This window comes from Pseudomonas sp. BS3767 (assembly GCF_900099665.1).
In the GTDB taxonomy this organism is placed as follows: domain Bacteria; phylum Pseudomonadota; class Gammaproteobacteria; order Pseudomonadales; family Pseudomonadaceae; genus Aquipseudomonas; species Aquipseudomonas cerasi.
Genome location: NZ_FNCX01000013.1, coordinates 35448 through 55303, shown reverse-complemented (window position 1 = coordinate 55303; position 19856 = coordinate 35448). Strand labels below are relative to the sequence as shown.

Genomic DNA, 19856 nt, shown 5'->3' with positions numbered 1-19856 from the left:
GCAGGCAACGTCTCCATTCAACAATGATCCCCAGCGCGGGTGGTCGCAGCGTCTGGCGACGGCCGCGACCACGCTTGCGCTCAGCTGGACTTCAATACTCGTGCCAAGGCAGCGTCGAGAATGCCCAGTGCTTCATCGATCTGCTGCTCGGTGGTCACCAGTGGGGCCAGGAAACGCAGGACGTTGCGGTACACGCCGCACTTGATCACCAGCAGGCCGCCGATACGCGCCTGATCGATGACCTTCTGGTTAAGATCGGCGTCCGGACTGCGTGCCGCGTCATTCTTGACCAGCTCCATGGCGAGCATGAAACCCGTGCCGCGCACGTCGCCAATACACGCGTAACGTTCTTTGAGCGCAAGCAGACCCGCACGCAGACGTTCGCCCAACTGCTCGCCGCGTGCCAGCAGGTTTTCCTGCTCGTACGTGTCGATCACCGCCAGCGCAGCGGCGCACGACAGCGCATTACCGCCGTAGGTGCCGCCCAGGCCGCCCGGAAGCGGTGCGTCCATGATCTCGGCACGCCCGACCACGCCCGACAGCGGCATGCCGCCCGCCAGGCTCTTGGCCACGGTCACCAGATCAGGCTGGATACCCGAATGCTCGAAGCCGAACCATTTGCCGGTCCGCCCGAAACCGGACTGGATTTCATCGACAATCAGCACGATGCCGTGTTGCTCGGTCAGCGCACGCAAGGCCTTCATGAACTCCACCGGCGCAGTCAGGAAGCCGCCATCGCCCTGCATCGGCTCGATCAGAATCGCCGCCACACGCTCCGGTGCGACCTGAGTGGCCAACAGCTCGTGCAACGCCGCCAGCGCGACTTCGCTGGTCACGCCGCGATACTCGTTCGGGTACGGCGTGTGGAACACTTCGGGAGCCATCGGGCCGAAATTCTGTTTGTACGGCTGGCTCATGCCGGTCAGCGTGGTGCCAAGCAGCGTACGCCCATGAAAACCGCCGCGGAACGAGATGATTGCCGGGCGATTGGTGTGGGCGCGGGCGATTTTCACCGCGTTTTCGACCGCTTCGGCGCCGGAGGTGAAAAGCACGGCCTTGTGATCGATGCCGCTCTGGCCCGCGATGAGATGGCTCAGGCGTTTGGCCAGGTCCAGATAGGGCTGATAGGACGCCACCTGAAAGCAGGCGTGGGTGACTTTGGTCAGTTGCGCCTGAATCGCCGCGACCACGTTCGGGTGGTTGTGGCCGATGTTCAACACGCCGATACCGCCGACGAAATCCAGATAGCGCTTGCCATCGACGTCCCACAATTCAGAACCCTGTGCCCGGTCGATGACCAGCGGGTGGGCCGTGACAATCCCGCGCGGCACGAACTGATCGCGCTGGCGGAGCAGATGAGGGGTTTCGTCGACTTTGCTGTTCATGGTTATACCTGTCGTGGGCCAGGCAGCCGGCGGGGTGGCTGCGATGCTGTTCAGGTTAAGCGTTCAGCGAAATGATCTACGCCGAACTTGCCCCCTCAGATGTCCATATCGACTGTTTTTCGCCTTGCAAACGGCAGATTCCTTCATGCCCGCAAATCGCCATGCAATCTGCCGGGCAGCGGCGCTTTTCGGACATTGGAGAGGCCAGGAAGCAGGCGTTTCGACAGATCCTGCTTTGCATTTGCGGCATGATGGGGCTCCCCTTTCATGCTCAGGAAATGCCCATGCCCGCCCTGCTCTACAAAGCCGATCCCGCACGTGCCGAACGATGGCGCGTCCTGTTTGCCGAGCACGCGCCGGACATTGAATGGAGGGTATGGCCGGACATCGGCGACCCGGCCGACATCCACTATCTGGGTGCCTGGCTGGCGCCCGATGATCTGCAGGAGCTGCTGCCCAACCTGAAAGTGCTGTTCGCCCTCTCGGCAGGTGTGGACCAGCTGGACCTGAGCCGTATTCCGAAATCGCTGCCGGTGGTGCGTCTGCTGGACCCCGGTATCAGTCACGGGATGTGTGAGTACGCAACCTTTGCCGTGCTGAGCCTGCACCGGGAAATGTTGCGTTATCGGCAGCAGCAGGTTGAAGGCGTCTGGAAAGCCCACCCGCTGATACCGGCAAGGCAACGTCGAGTGGGCGTGATGGGGCTTGGGTTGCAGGCGCAGCATATTCTGTCGAGCCTCAAACCGTTCGGTTTCCAACTGTCGGGCTGGGCGCGCAGCGAGCATCGAATCGACGCTGTCGAGTGCTATGCCGGGGAAGGGCAACTGCAAGCCTTTCTGGGGCAGTGCGACATTTTGCTGTGTGTACTGCCGCTGACCGGGCAGACCGAAGGCATCCTTAATCGTCAGCTTTTCGAACAATTGCCCAAGGGTGCCGCGCTGATCAATATGGGTCGTGGCGGGCATCTGGTGGAAGCGGACTTGCTGGAAGCGCTGGACAGCGGCCAACTCAGCGCTGCGGTACTGGATGTGCTGCAGCAGGAACCGGCGGCAGCCGACCATCCGTTCTGGACCCACCCGAAGATCCTGCTGACCCCGCATGTGGCGGCCATGACCCAGCCGGAAAGCGCCTTTCCTGGCCTGCTCGATAACATTCGCCGTTTTGAGCGTGGTGAAGCGATGCAGGGGCAGGTGGATCGCGGCCAGGGTTACTGATGCGTTGGATTATCGTGCCCCACGCTGGAGCGTGAGGAACGATAATCTCAACTATCGTGCCGACGCTCCGCGTTGGTACGCCGTTCTGAACGCTACAACCCGCCCACATGAAACGCCTTCACTTCCAGGTATTCATCCAGTCCGTAGCTGGAGCCTTCGCGGCCCAGGCCGGATTGTTTGATGCCGCCGAACGGGGCGACTTCCATGGAGATGATGCCGGTGTTGAGGCCGACCATGCCGAACTCCAGCGCCTCGCCGAAACGCCATGAGCGACGCAGGTCCTGGGTGAAGTAATACGCACCCAGGCCATAAGGCGTGGCGTTGGCCAGTGCCAGCGCTTCGGCTTCATCTGTGAAGCGCATCAGCGGCGCGACCGGGCCGAAGGTTTCTTCGTTGGCCAGCAGCATGCCCGCGTGGGTATCGCCCAGTACCGTGGGCTGGACGAACTGGCTGGTGCCGTCGGGAGAGCCGCCGTGCAGCAGTTTCGCCCCCTGGCTCAGCGCATCGTCGATATGCCGGGCGACTTTGCTGACCGCTGCCGGGTTGATCAGCGGGCCGATGGTCACGCACTCTTCCAGGCCGTTGCCGACCTTGAGCTTGGCGACCTCTTCCACCAGCCGCGCAGCGAAACGGTCGTAGATGCCGTTTTGCACCATAATCCGGTTGGCGCACACGCAGGTCTGCCCGGCGTTGCGGAATTTGCTGAGCATGATGCCCGTCACCGCCTGTTCCAGGTCCGCGTCGTCAAACACGATGAAGGGCGCGTTGCCGCCCAGTTCGAGGCTCAGACGTTTGATGTGTTCAGCGCTCTGGCGCATCAGCAGACGGCCGACCGGCGTCGAACCGGTGAAGGAAATCTTGCGCACCACCGGGTTGCCGGTCAGTTCTTCGCCAATCCCGGCGGGCATGCCAGTGATGACATTGAACACCCCGGCAGGAATGCCCACGCGTTCGGCCAGTACCGCCAGCGCGAGGGCTGACAAGGGCGTGAGGTCCGATGGCTTGACGATGATCGGGCACCCTGCGGCCAAGGCTGGCGCACACTTGCGGGTGATCATGGCGTTGGGGAAATTCCACGGCGTGATCGCGGCGCAGACACCCACCGGCTGCTTGAGGGTCATCAAGCGACGGTCTGCGCTGGGGGCGGGAATGGTTTCACCGTACGAGCGACGCGCCTCTTCGGCGAACCATTTGACGAAGCTGGCACCGTAGCGGATCTCGCCGCGCGACTCGTTCAGCGGCTTGCCCTGCTCAAGGGTCATGATCAGCGCCAGGTCTTCGACGTTGTCGAGCATTGCCTGATGCCAGCGCTCCAGCAGCGCCGCGCGTTCGGCCGCGGGACGCGCGCGCCAGGCAGGCCAGACGCGATCGGCCGCTTCGATGGCACGCCGGGTTTCGACGCCCTGCAGGGCCGGCACCTGCGCCAGCGCCTCGCCGGTGGCCGGGTCGCTGATGGTCAGGGTTGCACCATCGTCAGCGCTGATCCATTGCCCATCGACGTAGGCGCGGTCTACCAGCAGGCTGGGGTCTTTCAACTGATTCTTGAGCATGATCGAGTCCTGTTCCGGGATGACTGCCAGTCTAGGCAGACGCCACAGTCCAGGATGCTGAAAGCAGGATAACGGCAGCGTCCGATGCTGAAATTTGCCTGCGGACGGCAGCCTCTACTGCTTCAATGACCCCAGCAGGCTCTGCAGAAACCGCTCGCCCGCGTCCATCTGGCTCTCGTCGATAAACTCGTCCGGCTTGTGTGCCTGCTCGATGGAGCCTGGCCCGCAGACCACCACCGGCACATTCAGGCGCCCGGCGAACAGGCCGCCCTCGGTGCCATAAGAGACCTTGATGTGCTGTGTGCCCGGTTCGGCAAACGCATGCAGCATGCGCACCGCCTCAACGCTCGGATGAGTCTCCAGCGCCGGGTATTCGTTCATGACCTCGATCTCGATGTCCGCCACCCCCGACAGCTGTCGCGCTTCACGTACCAGCACTTCGGCACGCTCGCGCAGCTGCTCCAGCAATAGATCGGGGTTGTCGCCCGGCAGGTTGCGGAACTCGAATTCCATGGTGCACAGGTTGGGCACGATGTTCAGCGCCTTGCCGCCATCGATACGGCCGATGTGCACGGTGCTGTAGGGAATGTCGTAGCCCTCGTCACGCGCGCCCTGCTGTTCGATCTGCTTCTGACTCTTGCGCAGCTCGGCGATGAAATCGCTGGCCAGATGAATCGCGTTGACCGCTCTTGGGGCCAGCGAGGAATGCGCTTCCTGGCCTCGACAGAAGGTGCGATAGGACGCCTTGCCCTTGTGACCGACAGCGAACTGCATCAGGGTCGGCTCGCCAACCACGCACAGGAACGGGCGTACCGGTGCCAGATGCAGGACGTCGAGCAGACGCCGCACACCGACACAGCCGATCTCTTCGTCGTGGGACAGCGCCAATTGCAGCGGTCGCATCAGGGGCATGTCCGCGGCATTGAGCATCGCGTCGATAGCCAGGGCGATAAAGCCCTTCATGTCGCAGGTGCCACGGCCGTAGATGCGCCCGTCACGCAGGGTGGCCTGAAACGGCGGCATCGTCCACGCCTGACCGGCCGCAGGAACCACGTCGGTGTGGCCGGACAGCAGCACGCCGGGTACATCACGCGGGCCGGTGCTGGCGAACAGGTTGGCCTTCTTGCCGGTCTCGTCCTTGACGATCAGCGACTCGATGCCTTTGCTGGCCAACAGTTCACGGACGTATTCGATCAGCGCCATGTTCGGCTCCGACGACACGGTGTCGAAGGCGATCAGGCGCTTGAGGATTTCCAGTGCGCGTGGGCTCATGAGGCTTTACTCGTCTGTTCAGTGAGGTTGTCCACAAGGCTGACATCAAACCGGCGAATGTCGAACGGGCTGATCGAGGTGCTGGTCGCGCCGGTGCTGATCAGCTCAGCCATCACGTCGCCCACGCCCGGACCGAGCTGGAAGCCGTGGCCGCAGAAGCCGAACGCATAGAACAGGCCGTCGACCTTGCCGCTGCGACCCATCACCGGCAGGGAATCCGGCGTGTAGCCTTCGATGCCGCTCCACACGCGGATGATGTTCAGGTTGCCGACGCCGGGCAACAGGCGACGCATTTGCTGCACCTGATTGATGATGCTGCGCGGCTCGACGTAGGCGCGGCGGTTGATCATGTCCGGCTTGCTGCGAAAACCACCACCGATGACGATGTTGCCGCGTGCGATCTGTCGGAAGTAGATCACTTCGTGAGGGATTTTTGTGAACACACCGATCACTGTCGGCAGTGCATACGGCACCGGCTCGGTCACGGCCATCTGCGGACCGTGGGTGTCCAGCGGCACGGATTCACCAAACTGCGTGGAGAGTTTCTGTCCCCAGGCGCCAGCGGTGATCAGCAACTGATCGGCGGTGAATATGCGCCCGTCAGTGGTGGTGACTTCGAATTCGTGACCGACCTTTTCCACATGGGCCACTTCGGTACGCTCTTCGATCCGCGCCCCGGCCCGAATCGCCGCGCGGGCGAAAGCTGGTGCTGCCAGACGCGGGTTGGCGTGGCCATCGTGTGGCGCGTAGGAGCCGCCCTTCACGTCCGGCCCGAGAAACGGAAAGCGCTCGTGCAGTGCTTTCCCGCTATAGATTTTCAGGTCCAGCTCACGGGCTTCCGGTGCCGCTGCGTAGGCTTCCAGTTCGGCGATTTCGTCCTCGCGATAGCAGACGCGCATGTGGCCGCTGGGCAGGAATTCCAGGTCTTCACCGATCAGCTCCGGCAGCCGCTGCCATAACGCTCTGGAACGGTTGGCGAGTTCCAGCTGGCCGAGATGCCGCCCCTGACGGCGCACGTTGCCGAAGTTCACGCCGCTGGCGTACTGACCAATCACGTCGCGCTCCAGCAGCGTCACCGACTTGCCGCGCTGGCGCAGAAAGAAGGCTGACGCCGAGCCCATGAAGCCGCCGCCGACAATCAGCACATCGACTCTCGGCTGCCTCATGACACCACCTCGTCGATCAGCATCGACAACGGTTTGACCGGCGCCTGTCCGCGCTGGCGACCGACCTGTTCGACCGGCACACCGGCTTCGGCCGCGATCACCTCGGCCCCGGCCTGCGAGCAGTAACGGCCCTGGCAGCGGCCCATGCCGACGCGACTGAAAGCCTTGGCGCGATTGACTTCGCAGGCGCCCTTTTCACGTACGACGCCGCGCAGTTCTCCCGCGCTGATCATCTCGCAGCGGCAGACAATGGCGTCATCGGGCAAGGCAGCGGCCTGGGCCGCAGGCCACGGAAACGCTTCGGCCAGCCCGACCCGAAAGCGATCCATTGCCACCAGGCTCTTGCGTACTTCTTCCTGACGCGAGTTATCCACAGGTCGCCCGAGGTCCTCCAGCAGCGCCATCGCCACCAGTCGACCGGCCTGTTCAGCGGCATCGGCGCCACGAATCTTCGCGCCGTCGCCCGCCGCGTAAAACCCTTTGACCGAGGTCCGCCCCTCCTCATCGACTGCCAGCACCCATTGCCCGGACGCTTCGTCGAAGCGTAACTGGCAGCCGGCCAGATCAGCCAGCTGGGTTTCCGGGCGCAGGTGGTAACCCAGCGCCAGAGCATCGCAATCGACGTTCAGCGAGGTGCCATTGGCCAGCTTCACGCGCACGCCGACCACGCCGTCCTGTTCGCTGCCGATGATTTCCTCGGGCTGCACGCCCAGATGCACCGGCACCCCGGCGCTGTACAGTTGGCCCAACAGTTTCATGCCGTTGAACAGCAGACCGGGACGCGCCAGCAATTTGGGCATCGCACCGACGCGTTTGCCGAACGGTGAGGTGTCGAGCACCGCAGCGACATCGGCACCGGCTTTGACGTACTGGCTGGCGACCAGGTACAGCAGCGGGCCGCTGCCCATGAACACCACGCGACTGCCAATCGAGACCGATTGCGACTTGAGCGCAATCTGCGAGCCGCCGAGGCTGTAGGTGCCTGCCAGCTGCCAGCCCTTGATCGGCATCAGGCGGTCGGTGGCCCCGGCACACAGGATCAGTGCGTCGTATTCGACCACGGTGTGCACGCCCTGACTGGCGCAGCACAGTTCGCCGTGGGTCAGGTTCCAGGCCAGCGTGTCGGGGCGGTAGTCGATCTGCGTGCGCAGGCGATCGAAGCTTTCATGCAGATCACGCGCCTTGGCCGCTTCGGTGCCATACAGCGCTGAATAATCGCGCTTGAAGCCCTCTGGCTGACGGCGATAGATCTGCCCGCCGTCACGCCGGTTTTCGTCGATCAAAATCGGTTTGATGCCTGCAGCCAGCAAGGTTTCGGCGCAACGGGTGCCTGCCGGGCCGGCGCCGATGATGACGACTCTCGGGCTGCCAGGGTTGCGAACGTCTAACCGTGAAGAAGTGGCCATTTCGCCTCCGGTTGGGTGGTGACGATGTCGAGTCCGTCGCGGACTTCGTTGGAGCAGGCGCGTAGCCGCTCGCCGCTGCGGGTCCAGACCCAGCAATCCTGGCAGGCGCCCATCAGGCAGAAACCTGCACGGCGCCCGGTGTCGAACTCGGACTGGCGTAATGTGGCCTTGCGGGTCAGCAACGCCACCATCAGGGTATCGCCCTGCAATGCCTCGATGGGCGCGCCATCGACCATCAGGCTCACGACCGGGCGTTCACGTTCGCCCAGTCTCACAAAACGGCCATTCATGCGTAAGCTCCGACGGTTTCAGGGTTCAGGTTTTCTTGCGCGGCCTGCAGCTCGTCGCTGTCGCGGTGGCAAAGGATCTCGCTGCCACCTGCGATCAGGCGACGACCCGGCGCGGTCTTGTTGCACAGGCCTTCGATGCGGGCCGGGCAGCGATTGAGGAAGGTGCACAGCTCCGGATTGTTGGCCGGTGCGCTGATGGGCGGCAGCTTGCCGCTGGTCACACCGCAGGTTTCCAGCCAGCCCTGACGCAATTCCGGCACCGAATGCACCAGCAGATCGGTGTAAGGATGGAATGGCACTCGGCTGAAGGCTTCGCGGCTGCCCTCTTCGACCTTGTGGCCGCTGTACATCACCACGATGTCGTCGCACAGCGCGCGAACGGTGGAGATGTCGTGGCTGATGAACAGGTAGGAAACCCCCAGCTTGCGGCGCAGTTCGCCGAGCAGTTCGAGGATGCATGCACCGACCACGGTATCCAGCGCCGAGGTCACTTCATCACAGAGGATCAGGTCCGGCTTGGCCGCCAGGGCGCGGGCCAGGTTGACGCGCTGTTTCTGCCCGCCCGAGAGTTCGTTGGGACGCCGCTCGGCCAGCTCGCGAGGCAGGCGCACCAGGTCCATCAGCTCATCGATGCGCTCGCGCAGGGCCTTGCCCTTCAGGCCGAAATACATCTTCAGCGGGCGGGCCAGAATCGCGCTGATGCTGTGCATGGGGTTGAGCGCGGTATCGGCGTTCTGAAACACCATCTGGATGCGCCGGAACTGTTCTTCGGTACGACCCGCCAGGGTGCCGGACAAGTCGGCACCGTCGAACGTCAGGCTGCCATGCGCCGGGTCCAGAAGACCGGCGACCACACGGGCCAGCGTCGATTTGCCCGAGCCCGACTCACCGATCACGCCGATGGCCTGACCACGGCGGATGGTCAGGTCGATGTCTTCCAGCACGCGAATCGTCGGCATGCCTTGCAGGTCTTTTTTGCCATACCCCGCCGTCAGGCCTTTGATGGTCAGCAGCGTGCTGTCCTTGACCACTTCGCTGGCCGGACTCAGTACTTTATCCGGACGCGCCGCCGCCAGCAGGCTGCGGCTGTAGGCATCCGCCGGGCCTTTGAGCAGCTCGGCGGTGCTGCTCTGTTCGATGATCCGCCCGCCATTGAGCACCACGATCTGATCGGCCATCTGCGCCACCACCGCAAGGTCGTGGGAGACATAGACTGCCGTGGCACCCCGGTCGCGGACGACCCGCTTGAATGCGCGCAGCACGTCGATCTGCGTGGTGACGTCCAGTGCGGTGGTCGGCTCGTCGAGGATCACCAGCAACGGATCACTGATCAGCGCCATGGCCGCCATGACGCGCTGCAACTGGCCACCCGAGACCTGATGCGGGTAACGCCGGCCGATGCTTTCCGGATTGGGCAGGGCCAGGTCGCGGAATAGCTCGACAGCCTTGGCTTCCAGTTCCGCGCGGCTGCCCAGACCATGAATCAGCGCACCTTCGATCACCTGATCGATCAGCTTTTTCGCCGGGTTGAAGGCGGCTGCGGCGCTTTGTGCAATGTAGGAAACGCGGTTGCCACGCAGGCCCTGCAATTGGCTTTCGGGCAGGCTGAGCATGTCGTGCTCGCCCACTTGAACCACCCCGCCAGCCAGCTTGCAACCGCGTCGGGCGTAACCGAGCAGGGCCAGCGCGATGGTGGTCTTGCCGGAGCCCGACTCGCCGATCAGTGCCAGCACTTCACCTTTTTCCAGCGAGAAGCTGACGCCTTTGACGATCTCCAGCTCGCCATGGTCGCCCTCGGCAACCACACGCAGGTCTTGCACACGAATCAACTGGCTCATCTCAATGCCCTCCCGAACGACGGCCGCGCCGCGAGGCCAGCCGGTCGATGAACAGGTTGACGCCGATGGTCAGGGTGCCGATGGCCAGTGCCGGGATCACAATGGCCGGAGCGCCCTGGCTGAGGCCGCCGATGTTCTCGCGTACCAGCGAGCCAAGATCGGCGTCAGGTGGTTGTACACCCAGCCCCAGAAAGCTCATGCCGCTGAGCAGCAAGACGATGAAGCCGAAGCGCAGGCCCAGGTCGGTCATGACCGGGTTGAGCATGTTCGGCAGGATTTCCCGGCAGGCAATGTAGATACGGCCCTCGCCGCGTGTGCGCGCCACTTGCACGTACTCCAGCGCCTCGATGTTCACCGCCAGGCTGCGGGCGATCCGAAACGCGCCTGGCGTGTAGCTCAGTACCGCCGTGCAGATGAGCAACACTTCGGACGAGCCGAACGCCGAGACCATGATCAGTGCCAGCATTTTGCTGGGGATCGAGATGAACGCGTCCATCAGGCGGCTGATGATTTCGTCCAGCCATTTTGGCGCGACCACCGACAGCAGCGCACACAGGGTGCCGATGCCGCTGGCCAGCACGGCAGAAATCAATGCCAGACCGACGGTGAAGCGCGCACCGACCAGCACGCGGCTGAGCATGTCGCGGCCCAGGTAATCAGTGCCGAACGGGTAGGCTGCGCTCATGTTTTCGAACATGTTGTCGGAGACCACTTCGCCCACCGGATGCGGCGCGAGCCAGGGGCCGAACAGGGCGACCATCAACCAGATGAAGCACACCGTAGCGCCCAGCAGGCCGAGCCATGAGGTCGGACGGGACACCTTTTTGCGAAGCACCGGTTGCGGCGCCGCGGGCGTCGATTTCGCAATGAATTGAGTCATTGGGTTCTCAGCCTCGGATTGGAAAGAATTGCACACAGATCGGCCATCAGCACCAACCCAAGGTAAGCGGAGCAGAACAGCATCGTGCAGCCCTGCACCAGGGCCATGTCACGGTTGGTCACGGCATCAACCATCAGGCTGGCGATGCCGGGATAGTTGAAGATGGTCTCGACGATAACCACCCCGCCGAGCAGGTACGACAGGCTCAGTGCCACGGCGTTGACGATCGGCCCGATGGCGTTCGGCAAGGCATGGCGCAAGACGATGCGCACCGGGCTGACGCCCTTGAGGCGCGCCATTTCCACATACGGGCTGTCCAGCTGATCGATGACCGCAGCGCGGGTCATGCGCGCCATCTGCGCCACGATCACGCAGCACAGGGTCATCACCGGCAATGCATACGTGCGCATGAACTGCCACGGCGAGCTGACATCGGCGCCGTAGGACAGCGCGGACAGCCAGCCCAGGTTGACAGCGAAAATCAGCACCGCCAGCGTCGCCACCAGAAACTCGGGCACCGCGACCAGTGACAGGGTGATGAAATTCAGCGCGCCATCGAGGCGACCGCCACGGCCCATTGCGGCGCCGATGCCCAGTGCCAGCGCGACCGGCACCGATACCAGCGCGGTGGTGGCCGACAGCATCAGGGTTTTCGGGAAGCGTCCGGCAATCAGCTCGGAAACCGGCATCGCGTTGGAGACCGATTCGCCGAGGTTGCCGCCGAGCAGGTTGGTCAACCAATGCAGATAACGCACCACACCTGGCTGATCGAGGCCCAGTTGGGTACGCAATGCCGCGACCTGTTCAGGCGTCGCGAATTGCCCAAGGGCCTGTTGCGCTGCGTCTCCGGGCAACACCGCCGTGATGGCGAAGACCACGATGGAAACGATCAACAACGTCACGATCGCTGCGCCGAAGCGCTGCACGATCAACCAGAGTGTGTTGCTATTCATCTGCATCCTCCTGCTCGGTTCAGCGTTGCAATCACGCGTCCAGCCACACCTGCTCGCTGAACATGTAGCCCATGAAGCCGCCCAGCGGGTTGCTGGAGTAGCCCTGGATACGCTTGTCCACACCGTCGATGTTGCTGATGAACACGGGGATGCCGATGCCGCAGTTCTGGCTCACCAGAGCCTGCATGTCGCCATACATTTTGGCGCGCTTGGCGTCGTCGGTTTCGCCACGGGCCAGCAACAGCAACTGGTCGAACTGGTCGTTTTTCCAGCCGGATTCATTCCACGGCGCGGTGGACTGGAAGAACTGCGAGAAAATCACGTCTGCGTTGGGGCGCGGGTTGATGTTGCCGAAGCTCAGCGGGTGTTTCATCCAGTGGTTGGACCAGTAGCCGTCGCTTGGCAAACGGTTGACGTTGAGGGTCAGCCCGGCCTGTTTGGCGGACTGTTGCAGCAGCACGGCGATGTCCACCGAACCCGTGGCGGCAGGCGATGCCGCGACGGCCATGGTGATCTTTTCCATGCCGGCTTTCTTGAGCAGGAATTTGGCTTTTTCCGGGTCGTAGGCGCGCTGTGGCAGGTCGGCGTTGAAGTAACGCGAGCCTGGCGAGATCGGATGGTCATTACCCACGCGCGCGTAGCCACGGAACACCGCCGATTTGACCTGTTCACGGTCCAGCAGGTACTTCATGGCCTCGGTGAATTCCGGGCTCTTGCCGGGCATCTGGTCCTGACGAATGATCAGGTTGGTGTAGTTGCCGGACGGTGCATCGACCACGCGGTGTTTGGCGCTGGCGGCAATGCGTGTGGTGGAGCGCGGATTGACCTCGTTGATCATGTGTACGTCGCCGGAAAGCAGCGCGTTGACCCGCGATGGCTCGTCGCTGATGGCGATGAATTCGATCTCGTCCAGGTACGGCAGGCCCGGCTTCCAGTAGTTGGGGTTGCGTGCACTGACCGAGCGCACGCCAGGGTTGAATTCCTTGACGGTGAACGGCCCGGTGCCGATGCCTTTGCTGAAGTCGGTGGTGCCTTCGGGCACGATCAGCAGGTGTGAAACGGCGAGGATCGACGGCAGCTCGGCGTTGGGCGAACTGAGGGTGATCTGCACTTCCAGCGGGCCGGTGGCCTTGATTTCGGAAAACTGTGCCATCAGTGGCAGGACTTTCGAGCCAGTGGCCGGGTCCTTGTGGCGCGACAGGGAGAACACCACGTCGCCAGCGGTCAGCGCCTTGCCGTTGTGGAAGGTCACGCCCTGGCGCAGGGTCACGGTCCAGACGGTCGCGTTGTCGCTTTCGATCTTCTCGGCCAGCTCCATGTGCGGGACCAGATGGCTGTCGAAACGGGTCAGGCCGTTGTAGAACATGAAATGACGCACGTAGTCGGTAGACAGCGCGCCTTTGGCCGGATCCAGCGTGTCGGCGGTAGAACTGGACATGCCGGCAACGCGAATGCGGCCGCCCGGCTTGCCTTTGACAGGGGCATCCGCGTCATCGGCAAAGACCTTGCCGGCCGCGCCGAACAGGCTGGTGGAGCCCGCCGCAACCACACCTGCAACACCCAGCATGCGCAACGCATCGCGCCGCGACAGGCCACGATTGAGACCTTCGAAAACCCGCAGGCTGTCTTGGCCTGTGATCAACGCGGAGTCGGTTTTGTTATCAGCCATATCAGTTCTACCTGTCGAAAAGGGGAAATTCCGAATTGCTCACGGTTGGCCGGAGCGTCCTTCAAACACACACGACGACGGTCAAACAAACACTCAGTGGCGGCTGTCCTGGTAGCGGTAATACGCGCCTACCAGCGGCAGAAACCATGGCTTGCCGAAGTGACCGGGAATGGCTGGCCAGCTCAGGTCCTTCCACGGATTGGCCTGTGCCTTGCCTTCCATGACTTCGGCCATCATCCGCCCCATGTGCACTGACATCTGTACACCGTGGCCGCTGTAACCCATCGAGTAGAAGACCCCGTTGTGTTCGCCTGCACGCGGCAGACGGTCCGAGGTCATGTCCACCAGCCCGCCCCAGCAGTAGTCGACCTTGACGTGTGCCAGTTGCGGAAACATCTGCACCATGGCCGCCTGCAGCACCTTGCCGCTCTTGGCGTCGGAGCTGCTGTTGGACATGGCGAAGCGCGCCCGCCCGCCGAACAGCAGGCGGTTGTCCGGCGTGAGGCGGAAATAGTTGCCGATCAAACGGCTGGTCACGTAAGCGCGCTGGTGGGGGAACAGTTGGTCGATCAGCGCTTGCGGCAACACTTCAGTGACGATGACGAAACTGCCGACCGGCACGATGCGCCGGCGATACCAGCCCAGTCCGCCATGCTGGCAGGCACCGGTCGCCAGCAGCAGCTGGCCGGCCTGGATCGAGCCCTTCGAGGTGTTGACCACAAAGCCGCCACGGTTGGTCTTCCAGTCCTTTACCGTTGCGTTCTGATAGACCCTTGCGCCATGACGCACCGCCGCGTCGGCGAGACCCAGACCGAAACGTCCGACATGCATCTGTATGCCGTTGCGCTGCAGCAGGCCGCCGTGAAACTCGTTCGAATCGATTTCGGCGCGCACGTCCTGGGCGGACAGCAGCTCGACGTCAGCATCGACTTCACGGCGGATCAGCTCGCAGGTGCGCGCCAGTCCCTCGTAATGCCCTGGCTTGGCCGCCAGCTTGAGCTTGCCGTTACGCTTGATGTCGCAGGTGATGTTTTCCTGCTCAATCACGGTCACGACGCTCTGCACCGCACTTTCGTAAGCCTTGTAATACTCGCGTGCCTGATCGGCACCCAGGGTTGCGCTCAGCGACGCATAGTCCTGGGCCACGCCGGTATTGCACTGTCCGCCATTGCGGCCCGACGCTTCGCCGATCACCCGGCCTGCTTCCAGAACCACCACGCTGGCACCTTTCAAGGCCAATGCACGCGCCGCCGCAAGGCCGGTGAAACCGCCACCGACCACTACCACGTCAGCCTGCCCCTCCACTGCGCCGTCCTGCGCGCCGGTAAAGCCTGGAGCCGTATCGAGCCAGTAAGACTCACTGCGCATCTCGTTCCCCTTGTCACTCATCGAAGAGCACCTTGAAAAATGCCGGTGTCAGGCGTCGGGCCTGGCTTACAGGCCGACCAGCCCGGCCAGTCCGCCGATATCGGGAATCTGGTGGTATTCGAAGCTGCTGTTGGCTGGCTGCTCATGACCACGCGCCACGAATGCCTTGTTCCTGATCTTCATGTCATGCGCCGAGAACAGGTCGTAACGGAAGCTCGAGGACACATGCAAGATGTCTTCCGGGCCGCAACCCAGGTTGTCGAGCATGAACTCGAAAGCAGCCAGACGCGGTTTGTAGGCCTTGGCCTGTTCAGCGGTGAACACCTTGTGGAACGGCGCGCCGAGCTTTTCGACGTTGGACATGATCTGGCTGTCGCTGGCGTTGGAGAAAATCACCAGCGGGATCTTGTCGGCGATTTTCGACAGGCCGGCGGGCACATCGGCGTGCGGGCCCCAGGTCGGCACGGCGTCGTAATACAGTTGGCCTTCTTCGCGGTATTCAACGTTCCAGCGCTTGCAGGTGCGAGCCAGTGCGACCTTGAGGATTTCGTCGTACGGCATCCAGTCACCCATGACCTGATCCAGACGATACGCCGAAAAATCCTTGACGAACTGATCCATCTGTTCAGCCGCAACGCGGTCGGCAAACAGCTCGCGCGTCATGGTGCCCATGTGGAAATTGGTCAAGGTGCCGTAGCAGTCGAACGTAATGAATTTTGGTCGAAGAAAGCTCATTGTGTGCGGTCCTGAAAGTTCGTTGAGGTCATGGCATGACGAGCAATCCGGCCTGATGTCCAGGGGCGGTGATGCACGCTGCAGCACAACCTCATTACAACACCGTGAAATCAGCAGATGGCGTTAAAAGTGATGGCTGCTTGATAGAAACCACCGTTTTGAGGTGCGCGCTCAGCAGACTTTGCGGGGCGCTCCAGCCTTGGGCAGAGCCCGGTTTTCGGCGCTTTTATGACCCTTTTCAGGGCGCTCGGGCTCAAACCCGCGGGTTTGCGCCGCAGAAACTGCGCCGCGACAGCGCTTGGCGGGCGACAAACTCCGGGCCCTATATAAAAGGCTTGAACACGGGGTGAAAACCCTAAGCATTTGCTGCCGGAGGCCGCGCCGATTTAAGCAGTAACTGTGGTCTGGCGAACGGCACTTCGTGGAATCTGCCGAATGCGCGCAGCCCTCTTGTCACCGTCCGCAGCAGGTGGGATACAACATGCCTGACGCATCCTTTTATTGCCTGTGCATCCTTCTGGACGGAGACACGTCATGCTCGCTCAGCAACGCCTCGATTTTGAATTTCGCCCCATGACCGCAGCCGACGTCGGCAACGCGCACGAGTTATCCATCGCCTTGAAGTGGCCGCATCGGCTTGAGGACTGGGCCATGCTGCAACGTGTCGCCCAAGGCTTTGTCGCGGTACACAACGGGCGGTTGATCGGCAGTGCCTTTGCCTGCCATCAGGGCGAGTTTTCTACCATTGGTCTGGTGATCGTCAGCGACGACTATCAGGGCAAGGGCATTGGTCGCAAGTTGATGGAGCTGGCCGTAGGCTGCGTCGCGCCCCGCACGGCGGTCCTCAACGCCACACTGGCGGGTGCGCCGCTCTACGCGAAGATGGGGTTTGTCAGTTTTGGCGAGATCCAGCAGCGTCAGGGGCAGGCACAACCGACCGGCACCACCGAATTGAAGGCACAGGAACGTTGCCGGGGGCTGAGCGAGGCTGACCACCCTCGCGTGCTGGAACTGGCCAACGCCGGTTCGGGCATGGACCGCTCGGTGACGCTGGGCGATGTGCTGAACAACCTTGAGCACGCCGTCGGCATCGAGCACGACGGCCAGTTACAGGCCTTTGCTCTGCTGCGCCCGTTCGGCCGCGGTCTGTGCCTCGGCCCTGTCGTCGCCCAGAGCGTCGACCAGGCCAAACACATGATCGGAGAACTGCTGGCCCGCGTGCCTTATGCCTTCGTACGTATCGACATCCCGACCGACAGCGGCATGGCCGACTGGCTGGAGGACGCCGGCCTCAAGCGCGTCGATAGCGTGACCTGCATGAGCATGGGCGCAGTCCCGCAAGCCAGTCAGGGTGTGCGCCAGTTTGCGCTGATTACCCAGGCGATCGGCTGATCGCCCGGAAGAACATCATCGTGCCAATGCTCTGCGTTGGCATGCAGTTCTGGACGCTCTGCGTCCGGTCTTGAGCATGTGACGCAAAGCGTCACGAAAGGCATTACCACGCAGAGCGTGGGAACGATCAGCCACTCTTCAACTTCAGGAGCCCGACTCAATGCCCCACCCCACAGTCCTGCTATTGGCCCGCGCTGACCTCAGCCCGGTAGATACCGAATTCACCACCGGCCCCATTGATGCGCATGACCCGTTCGACAGTGGCCGCCGCACGGCATTTGTCGATGAACAGGGTATTGCGGCTGGCATCGTTGAATTGGGTACGGCGCTCTCGGTAGAGGCCTACCCCTACACCGAAATGCTGGTGATGCATCGCGGCAGCGTCACGCTGACCTCTGGCACCGGCAGCATCACCATCAGCACCGGCGAAAGTGCCGTGATCGGGCGCGGCACGCAAGTACGTATCGAAGCGCAACCGGACAGCCTCTGGGCGTTCTGCGCATCCACTCAGGCCAGCGGCCCCGACAAACCCGGTGTCACCGCCCTGGACCGCCTCGCCATGCTCACACCGTCCTCACCGCCAGACCCGGCGATCATGATCAGCGCGCTGCCGCAGTGCCGCAGCAACAACCTGTTTGAAGACACCGCAAGCACTTTGCGCATCGGCGTCTGGGACTCCACACCCTACGAGCGCATCTCGCGGCCGCACAAGATCCATGAACTGATGAACCTGATCGAAGGCAGCGTAGTGTTGAGCCTGGAAAACGGCTCGAGCCTGAGTGTGAATACCGGCGATACCGTATTCGTCGCCCAGGGCGCGCCCTGCAAATGGACCAGCACGGGGTATGTGCGCAAGTTTTATGCGGTGACGTGAAGAAAGTTATTGCGCCCTTCAGCCTTGTAGGGCGCAATATACTTACATGTTTAGCTCTCGCCAGCGCAGTTAATCCAATGCAGCGCTAAAAGACAAGAATTAAAAATTTCTTTCGCCAACGCACGAAGAATCAGAAGTTTCCTACTTGCCTTCCGTGTCGCTTGTGTTAAAAAACAATAACTAATTTCAGCAAGTAAAAATTTGCTCCTGACGGGCACAGTAAGATAGCGATACGCCTCATGCGTCGCTTTAACGTTTATCTATTAAATTAACTGGAGGCATTTTATCTGACCGACGCATTCACTGTGCGCACGCCTTCAAACTCTGAAGGCGGCGCTGTCTGCGCGGCGACGTCTCGCGCCACCAATCTGTCCACCTACGCGTGGGCTGCTGAATTCACCATGAAATAAGCCCCCGGAGCGGGCGTGTCGCATTTTGATACGCACGCTTTTCAGCGGAAAACTAAAGCGGTGTCTGGCTGGGCCGATACAAAGAGTGAATATAAAGCCATGGATTGGACCCTGCCGCGAGGACGCAGCATGATTGATACAACATCCCTCACACACCTCACCCATAAACTGCACTAACGACTGTCGAGAAAAGCACCTCCGCCACGCCTTTAAACTCCAGCCTGAAAGAACTTGATTCTGCATCTGCTATTGACGGTGCCACCTTCTCGACATTGTCCCGTCAATTAAGTAGTAGTGCCGCACGAGCTCAGGCTCGCGACAGCAGTCTTGACTTCAAAAGCCTGAGGTCTCTGGCAAACAGTATTAGTGATAAAGTTGCAGGCAACAGCTATTACGCCAATAGAAAACTGCACGACGCAGAGATTCCGGATACGGACGACCCTGCATTGCTCGAAAGAGCCGTGCAAGCGACTTCGTTCAAAAACGGGGCAGGAAAAAACCCATTCGCGGGTTTATCTCAGGATCAACTGAGGTTGATTATTTATGACGAGGGTGGCGACTTCACAATAAACGAAAGAAATGCTGCTTACTCCGAAAACTACTCTCAAGAGCAAGTATGGAAAAGGGCCATATGCCAAAGGTATACCGACGAATACAACGAAACCGGCAAAAGTACTCAAACGCTGGTCATGCTTCTCGCCCATTATGACCAGCTGCCACCCATAGAAAAAGCCCAATACCCCGCCCATTACGCCGCCAACATTACATCGGGGGACAGCTCGGCGATGGACATTTTTAACACGCTGAAAAGCCAGTCAGGCACTCAGGGGACTTGAGCGCCTGTGACGGAGCACGCGGGTTCGCGTGCCCTCTATGGCTGTCCGCGTTCTGCTGCATTGCGGTTCGCCGACACCGCTGCGGTGTAGCCACGTCATTGTTCTTTCAGGCCCAGCACATAGAACTTGCTGTCCACCGCGATCAACGGAAAGCTCGCAGGCAGGTCCTCCTTCGTGATCTCTCTAAAGCCGTGCTTTTCATAGAAGCGATGCGCAGCGTGAAACTTGTCGGTCGTGCCCAGGAATACTTCGGTGACGCCCTTGCGAGTTGATTCCTCGATCAGGCGCTCGAGCAGTCTGGCTGCAACGGAGAATTCCCGGCCGCGAAACGGCGCGGCGACAAACATCTTGCGCAGTGCTGCCTGGCCTGCGCCGATGTCCCTGAGGCCGATGCTGCCGATGACCTGATCGTCTTGTACCGCGACCCAGAAATCCCCCGTGCCGGTCTGGTAAAAGTCCGGAATCGCTTTCAGGTCAGGCTGGTCTTCGGCGGTGATGGGAATACCGAACTCTTCGCGTTGGATGGGCAGAATCATCGCCGATACACCTTGCTCGTCGCTCGGCACGAAACGCCGTATCTGAATCCCGGTTACCCCCACAACACACCTCCTGGCCATC

Annotated in this window: 16 protein-coding genes and 1 pseudogene; 4 read left to right on the top strand and 13 right to left on the bottom strand. The window is 61.8% G+C overall.

Translation table 11 applies throughout. The annotated features are described in order from the left end of the window. Positions 1 to 80 precede the first annotated feature (80 nt). Complete coding sequence (gabT, locus tag BLR16_RS26715) at positions 81 to 1385, bottom strand: 4-aminobutyrate--2-oxoglutarate transaminase (protein WP_054082330.1); 1305 nt, start codon at positions 1383 to 1385, stop codon at positions 81 to 83. A 284-nt stretch (positions 1386 to 1669) separates the two neighbouring features. Here gabT and BLR16_RS26710 point away from each other — a divergent pair, with 284 nt between their 5' ends. Beyond that, positions 1670 to 2599 carry a 2-hydroxyacid dehydrogenase gene (locus tag BLR16_RS26710; RefSeq protein ID WP_044310401.1) on the top strand — a complete coding sequence of 310 codons (930 nt, stop codon included), beginning with the start codon at positions 1670 to 1672 and terminating at the stop codon, positions 2597 to 2599. 92 nt (positions 2600 to 2691) lie between these two features. On the opposite strand, the gene BLR16_RS26705 is transcribed toward BLR16_RS26710, so the two are convergent. From BLR16_RS26705 to BLR16_RS26655, 11 genes are all read right to left on the bottom strand, one after another. Beyond that, positions 2692 to 4149 (bottom strand): NAD-dependent succinate-semialdehyde dehydrogenase, encoded by a 1458-nt coding sequence (locus BLR16_RS26705; protein ID WP_072365221.1) that lies wholly within the window; start codon positions 4147 to 4149, stop codon positions 2692 to 2694. 114 nt (positions 4150 to 4263) lie between these two features. Continuing rightward, positions 4264 to 5421, bottom strand: coding sequence for an acetylornithine deacetylase (argE, locus tag BLR16_RS26700; RefSeq protein ID WP_054082331.1), 1158 nt, complete (start codon positions 5419 to 5421; stop codon positions 4264 to 4266). Beyond that, positions 5418 to 6587, bottom strand: a complete 1170-nt coding sequence (locus BLR16_RS26695; RefSeq protein WP_060708494.1) for an NAD(P)/FAD-dependent oxidoreductase — start codon at positions 6585 to 6587, stop codon at positions 5418 to 5420. Before BLR16_RS26695 ends, argE begins: the two co-directional genes overlap by 4 nt. Beyond that, the gene (locus tag BLR16_RS26690; protein ID WP_060708495.1) at positions 6584 to 7993 is read right to left on the bottom strand and encodes an FAD/NAD(P)-dependent oxidoreductase; all 1410 of its coding nucleotides are present in this window, start codon (positions 7991 to 7993) and stop codon (positions 6584 to 6586) included. The genes BLR16_RS26695 and BLR16_RS26690 overlap by 4 nt, the downstream gene beginning before the upstream one ends. Then, complete coding sequence (locus tag BLR16_RS26685) at positions 7972 to 8283, bottom strand: (2Fe-2S)-binding protein (RefSeq protein ID WP_003367589.1); 312 nt, start codon at positions 8281 to 8283, stop codon at positions 7972 to 7974. The genes BLR16_RS26690 and BLR16_RS26685 overlap by 22 nt, the downstream gene beginning before the upstream one ends. Beyond that, on the bottom strand, positions 8280 to 10121 hold the full coding sequence (locus tag BLR16_RS26680) for an ABC transporter ATP-binding protein (RefSeq protein WP_074809224.1): 1842 nt from the start codon (positions 10119 to 10121) through the stop codon (positions 8280 to 8282). Before BLR16_RS26680 ends, BLR16_RS26685 begins: the two co-directional genes overlap by 4 nt. Position 10122: 1 nt before the next feature. Further along, a complete protein-coding gene (locus BLR16_RS26675; protein WP_054082334.1) occupies positions 10123 to 11001 on the bottom strand; it encodes an ABC transporter permease in 879 nt (292 codons plus the stop codon). Continuing rightward, on the bottom strand, positions 10998 to 11954 hold the full coding sequence (locus BLR16_RS26670; RefSeq protein WP_003367584.1) for an ABC transporter permease: 957 nt from the start codon (positions 11952 to 11954) through the stop codon (positions 10998 to 11000). The genes BLR16_RS26675 and BLR16_RS26670 overlap by 4 nt, the downstream gene beginning before the upstream one ends. 31 nt (positions 11955 to 11985) lie before the next feature. After that, on the bottom strand, positions 11986 to 13623 hold the full coding sequence (locus tag BLR16_RS26665; protein ID WP_003367582.1) for an ABC transporter substrate-binding protein: 1638 nt from the start codon (positions 13621 to 13623) through the stop codon (positions 11986 to 11988). A 93-nt stretch (positions 13624 to 13716) separates the two neighbouring features. Then, positions 13717 to 14991: an NAD(P)/FAD-dependent oxidoreductase gene (locus BLR16_RS26660; RefSeq protein WP_003367580.1), complete on the bottom strand. Its 1275-nt coding sequence runs from the start codon at positions 14989 to 14991 to the stop codon at positions 13717 to 13719. A gap of 66 nt (positions 14992 to 15057) precedes the next feature. After that, positions 15058 to 15726: a haloacid dehalogenase type II gene (locus BLR16_RS26655; RefSeq protein ID WP_003367579.1), complete on the bottom strand. Its 669-nt coding sequence runs from the start codon at positions 15724 to 15726 to the stop codon at positions 15058 to 15060. Positions 15727 to 16260: 534 nt separating this feature from the next. Here BLR16_RS26655 and BLR16_RS26645 point away from each other — a divergent pair. The 3 genes and pseudogenes from BLR16_RS26645 to BLR16_RS26630 all read left to right on the top strand — a co-directional run bounded on the left by BLR16_RS26645 (position 16261) and on the right by BLR16_RS26630 (position 19238). After that, positions 16261 to 17118 (top strand): GNAT family N-acetyltransferase, encoded by an 858-nt coding sequence (locus tag BLR16_RS26645; RefSeq protein WP_074809222.1) that lies wholly within the window; start codon positions 16261 to 16263, stop codon positions 17116 to 17118. A 160-nt stretch (positions 17119 to 17278) separates the two neighbouring features. Continuing rightward, the gene (locus BLR16_RS26640) at positions 17279 to 17992 is read left to right on the top strand and encodes a cupin domain-containing protein (RefSeq protein ID WP_074809219.1); all 714 of its coding nucleotides are present in this window, start codon (positions 17279 to 17281) and stop codon (positions 17990 to 17992) included. 539 nt (positions 17993 to 18531) lie between these two features. Beyond that, positions 18532 to 19238: pseudogene (locus BLR16_RS26630) on the top strand (hypothetical protein). 95 nt (positions 19239 to 19333) lie between these two features. On the opposite strand, the gene BLR16_RS26625 reads toward BLR16_RS26630, so the two are convergent. Beyond that, positions 19334 to 19837 (bottom strand): GNAT family N-acetyltransferase, encoded by a 504-nt coding sequence (locus BLR16_RS26625; protein ID WP_003435032.1) that lies wholly within the window; start codon positions 19835 to 19837, stop codon positions 19334 to 19336. Between the last annotated feature and the right edge of the window lie 19 nt (positions 19838 to 19856).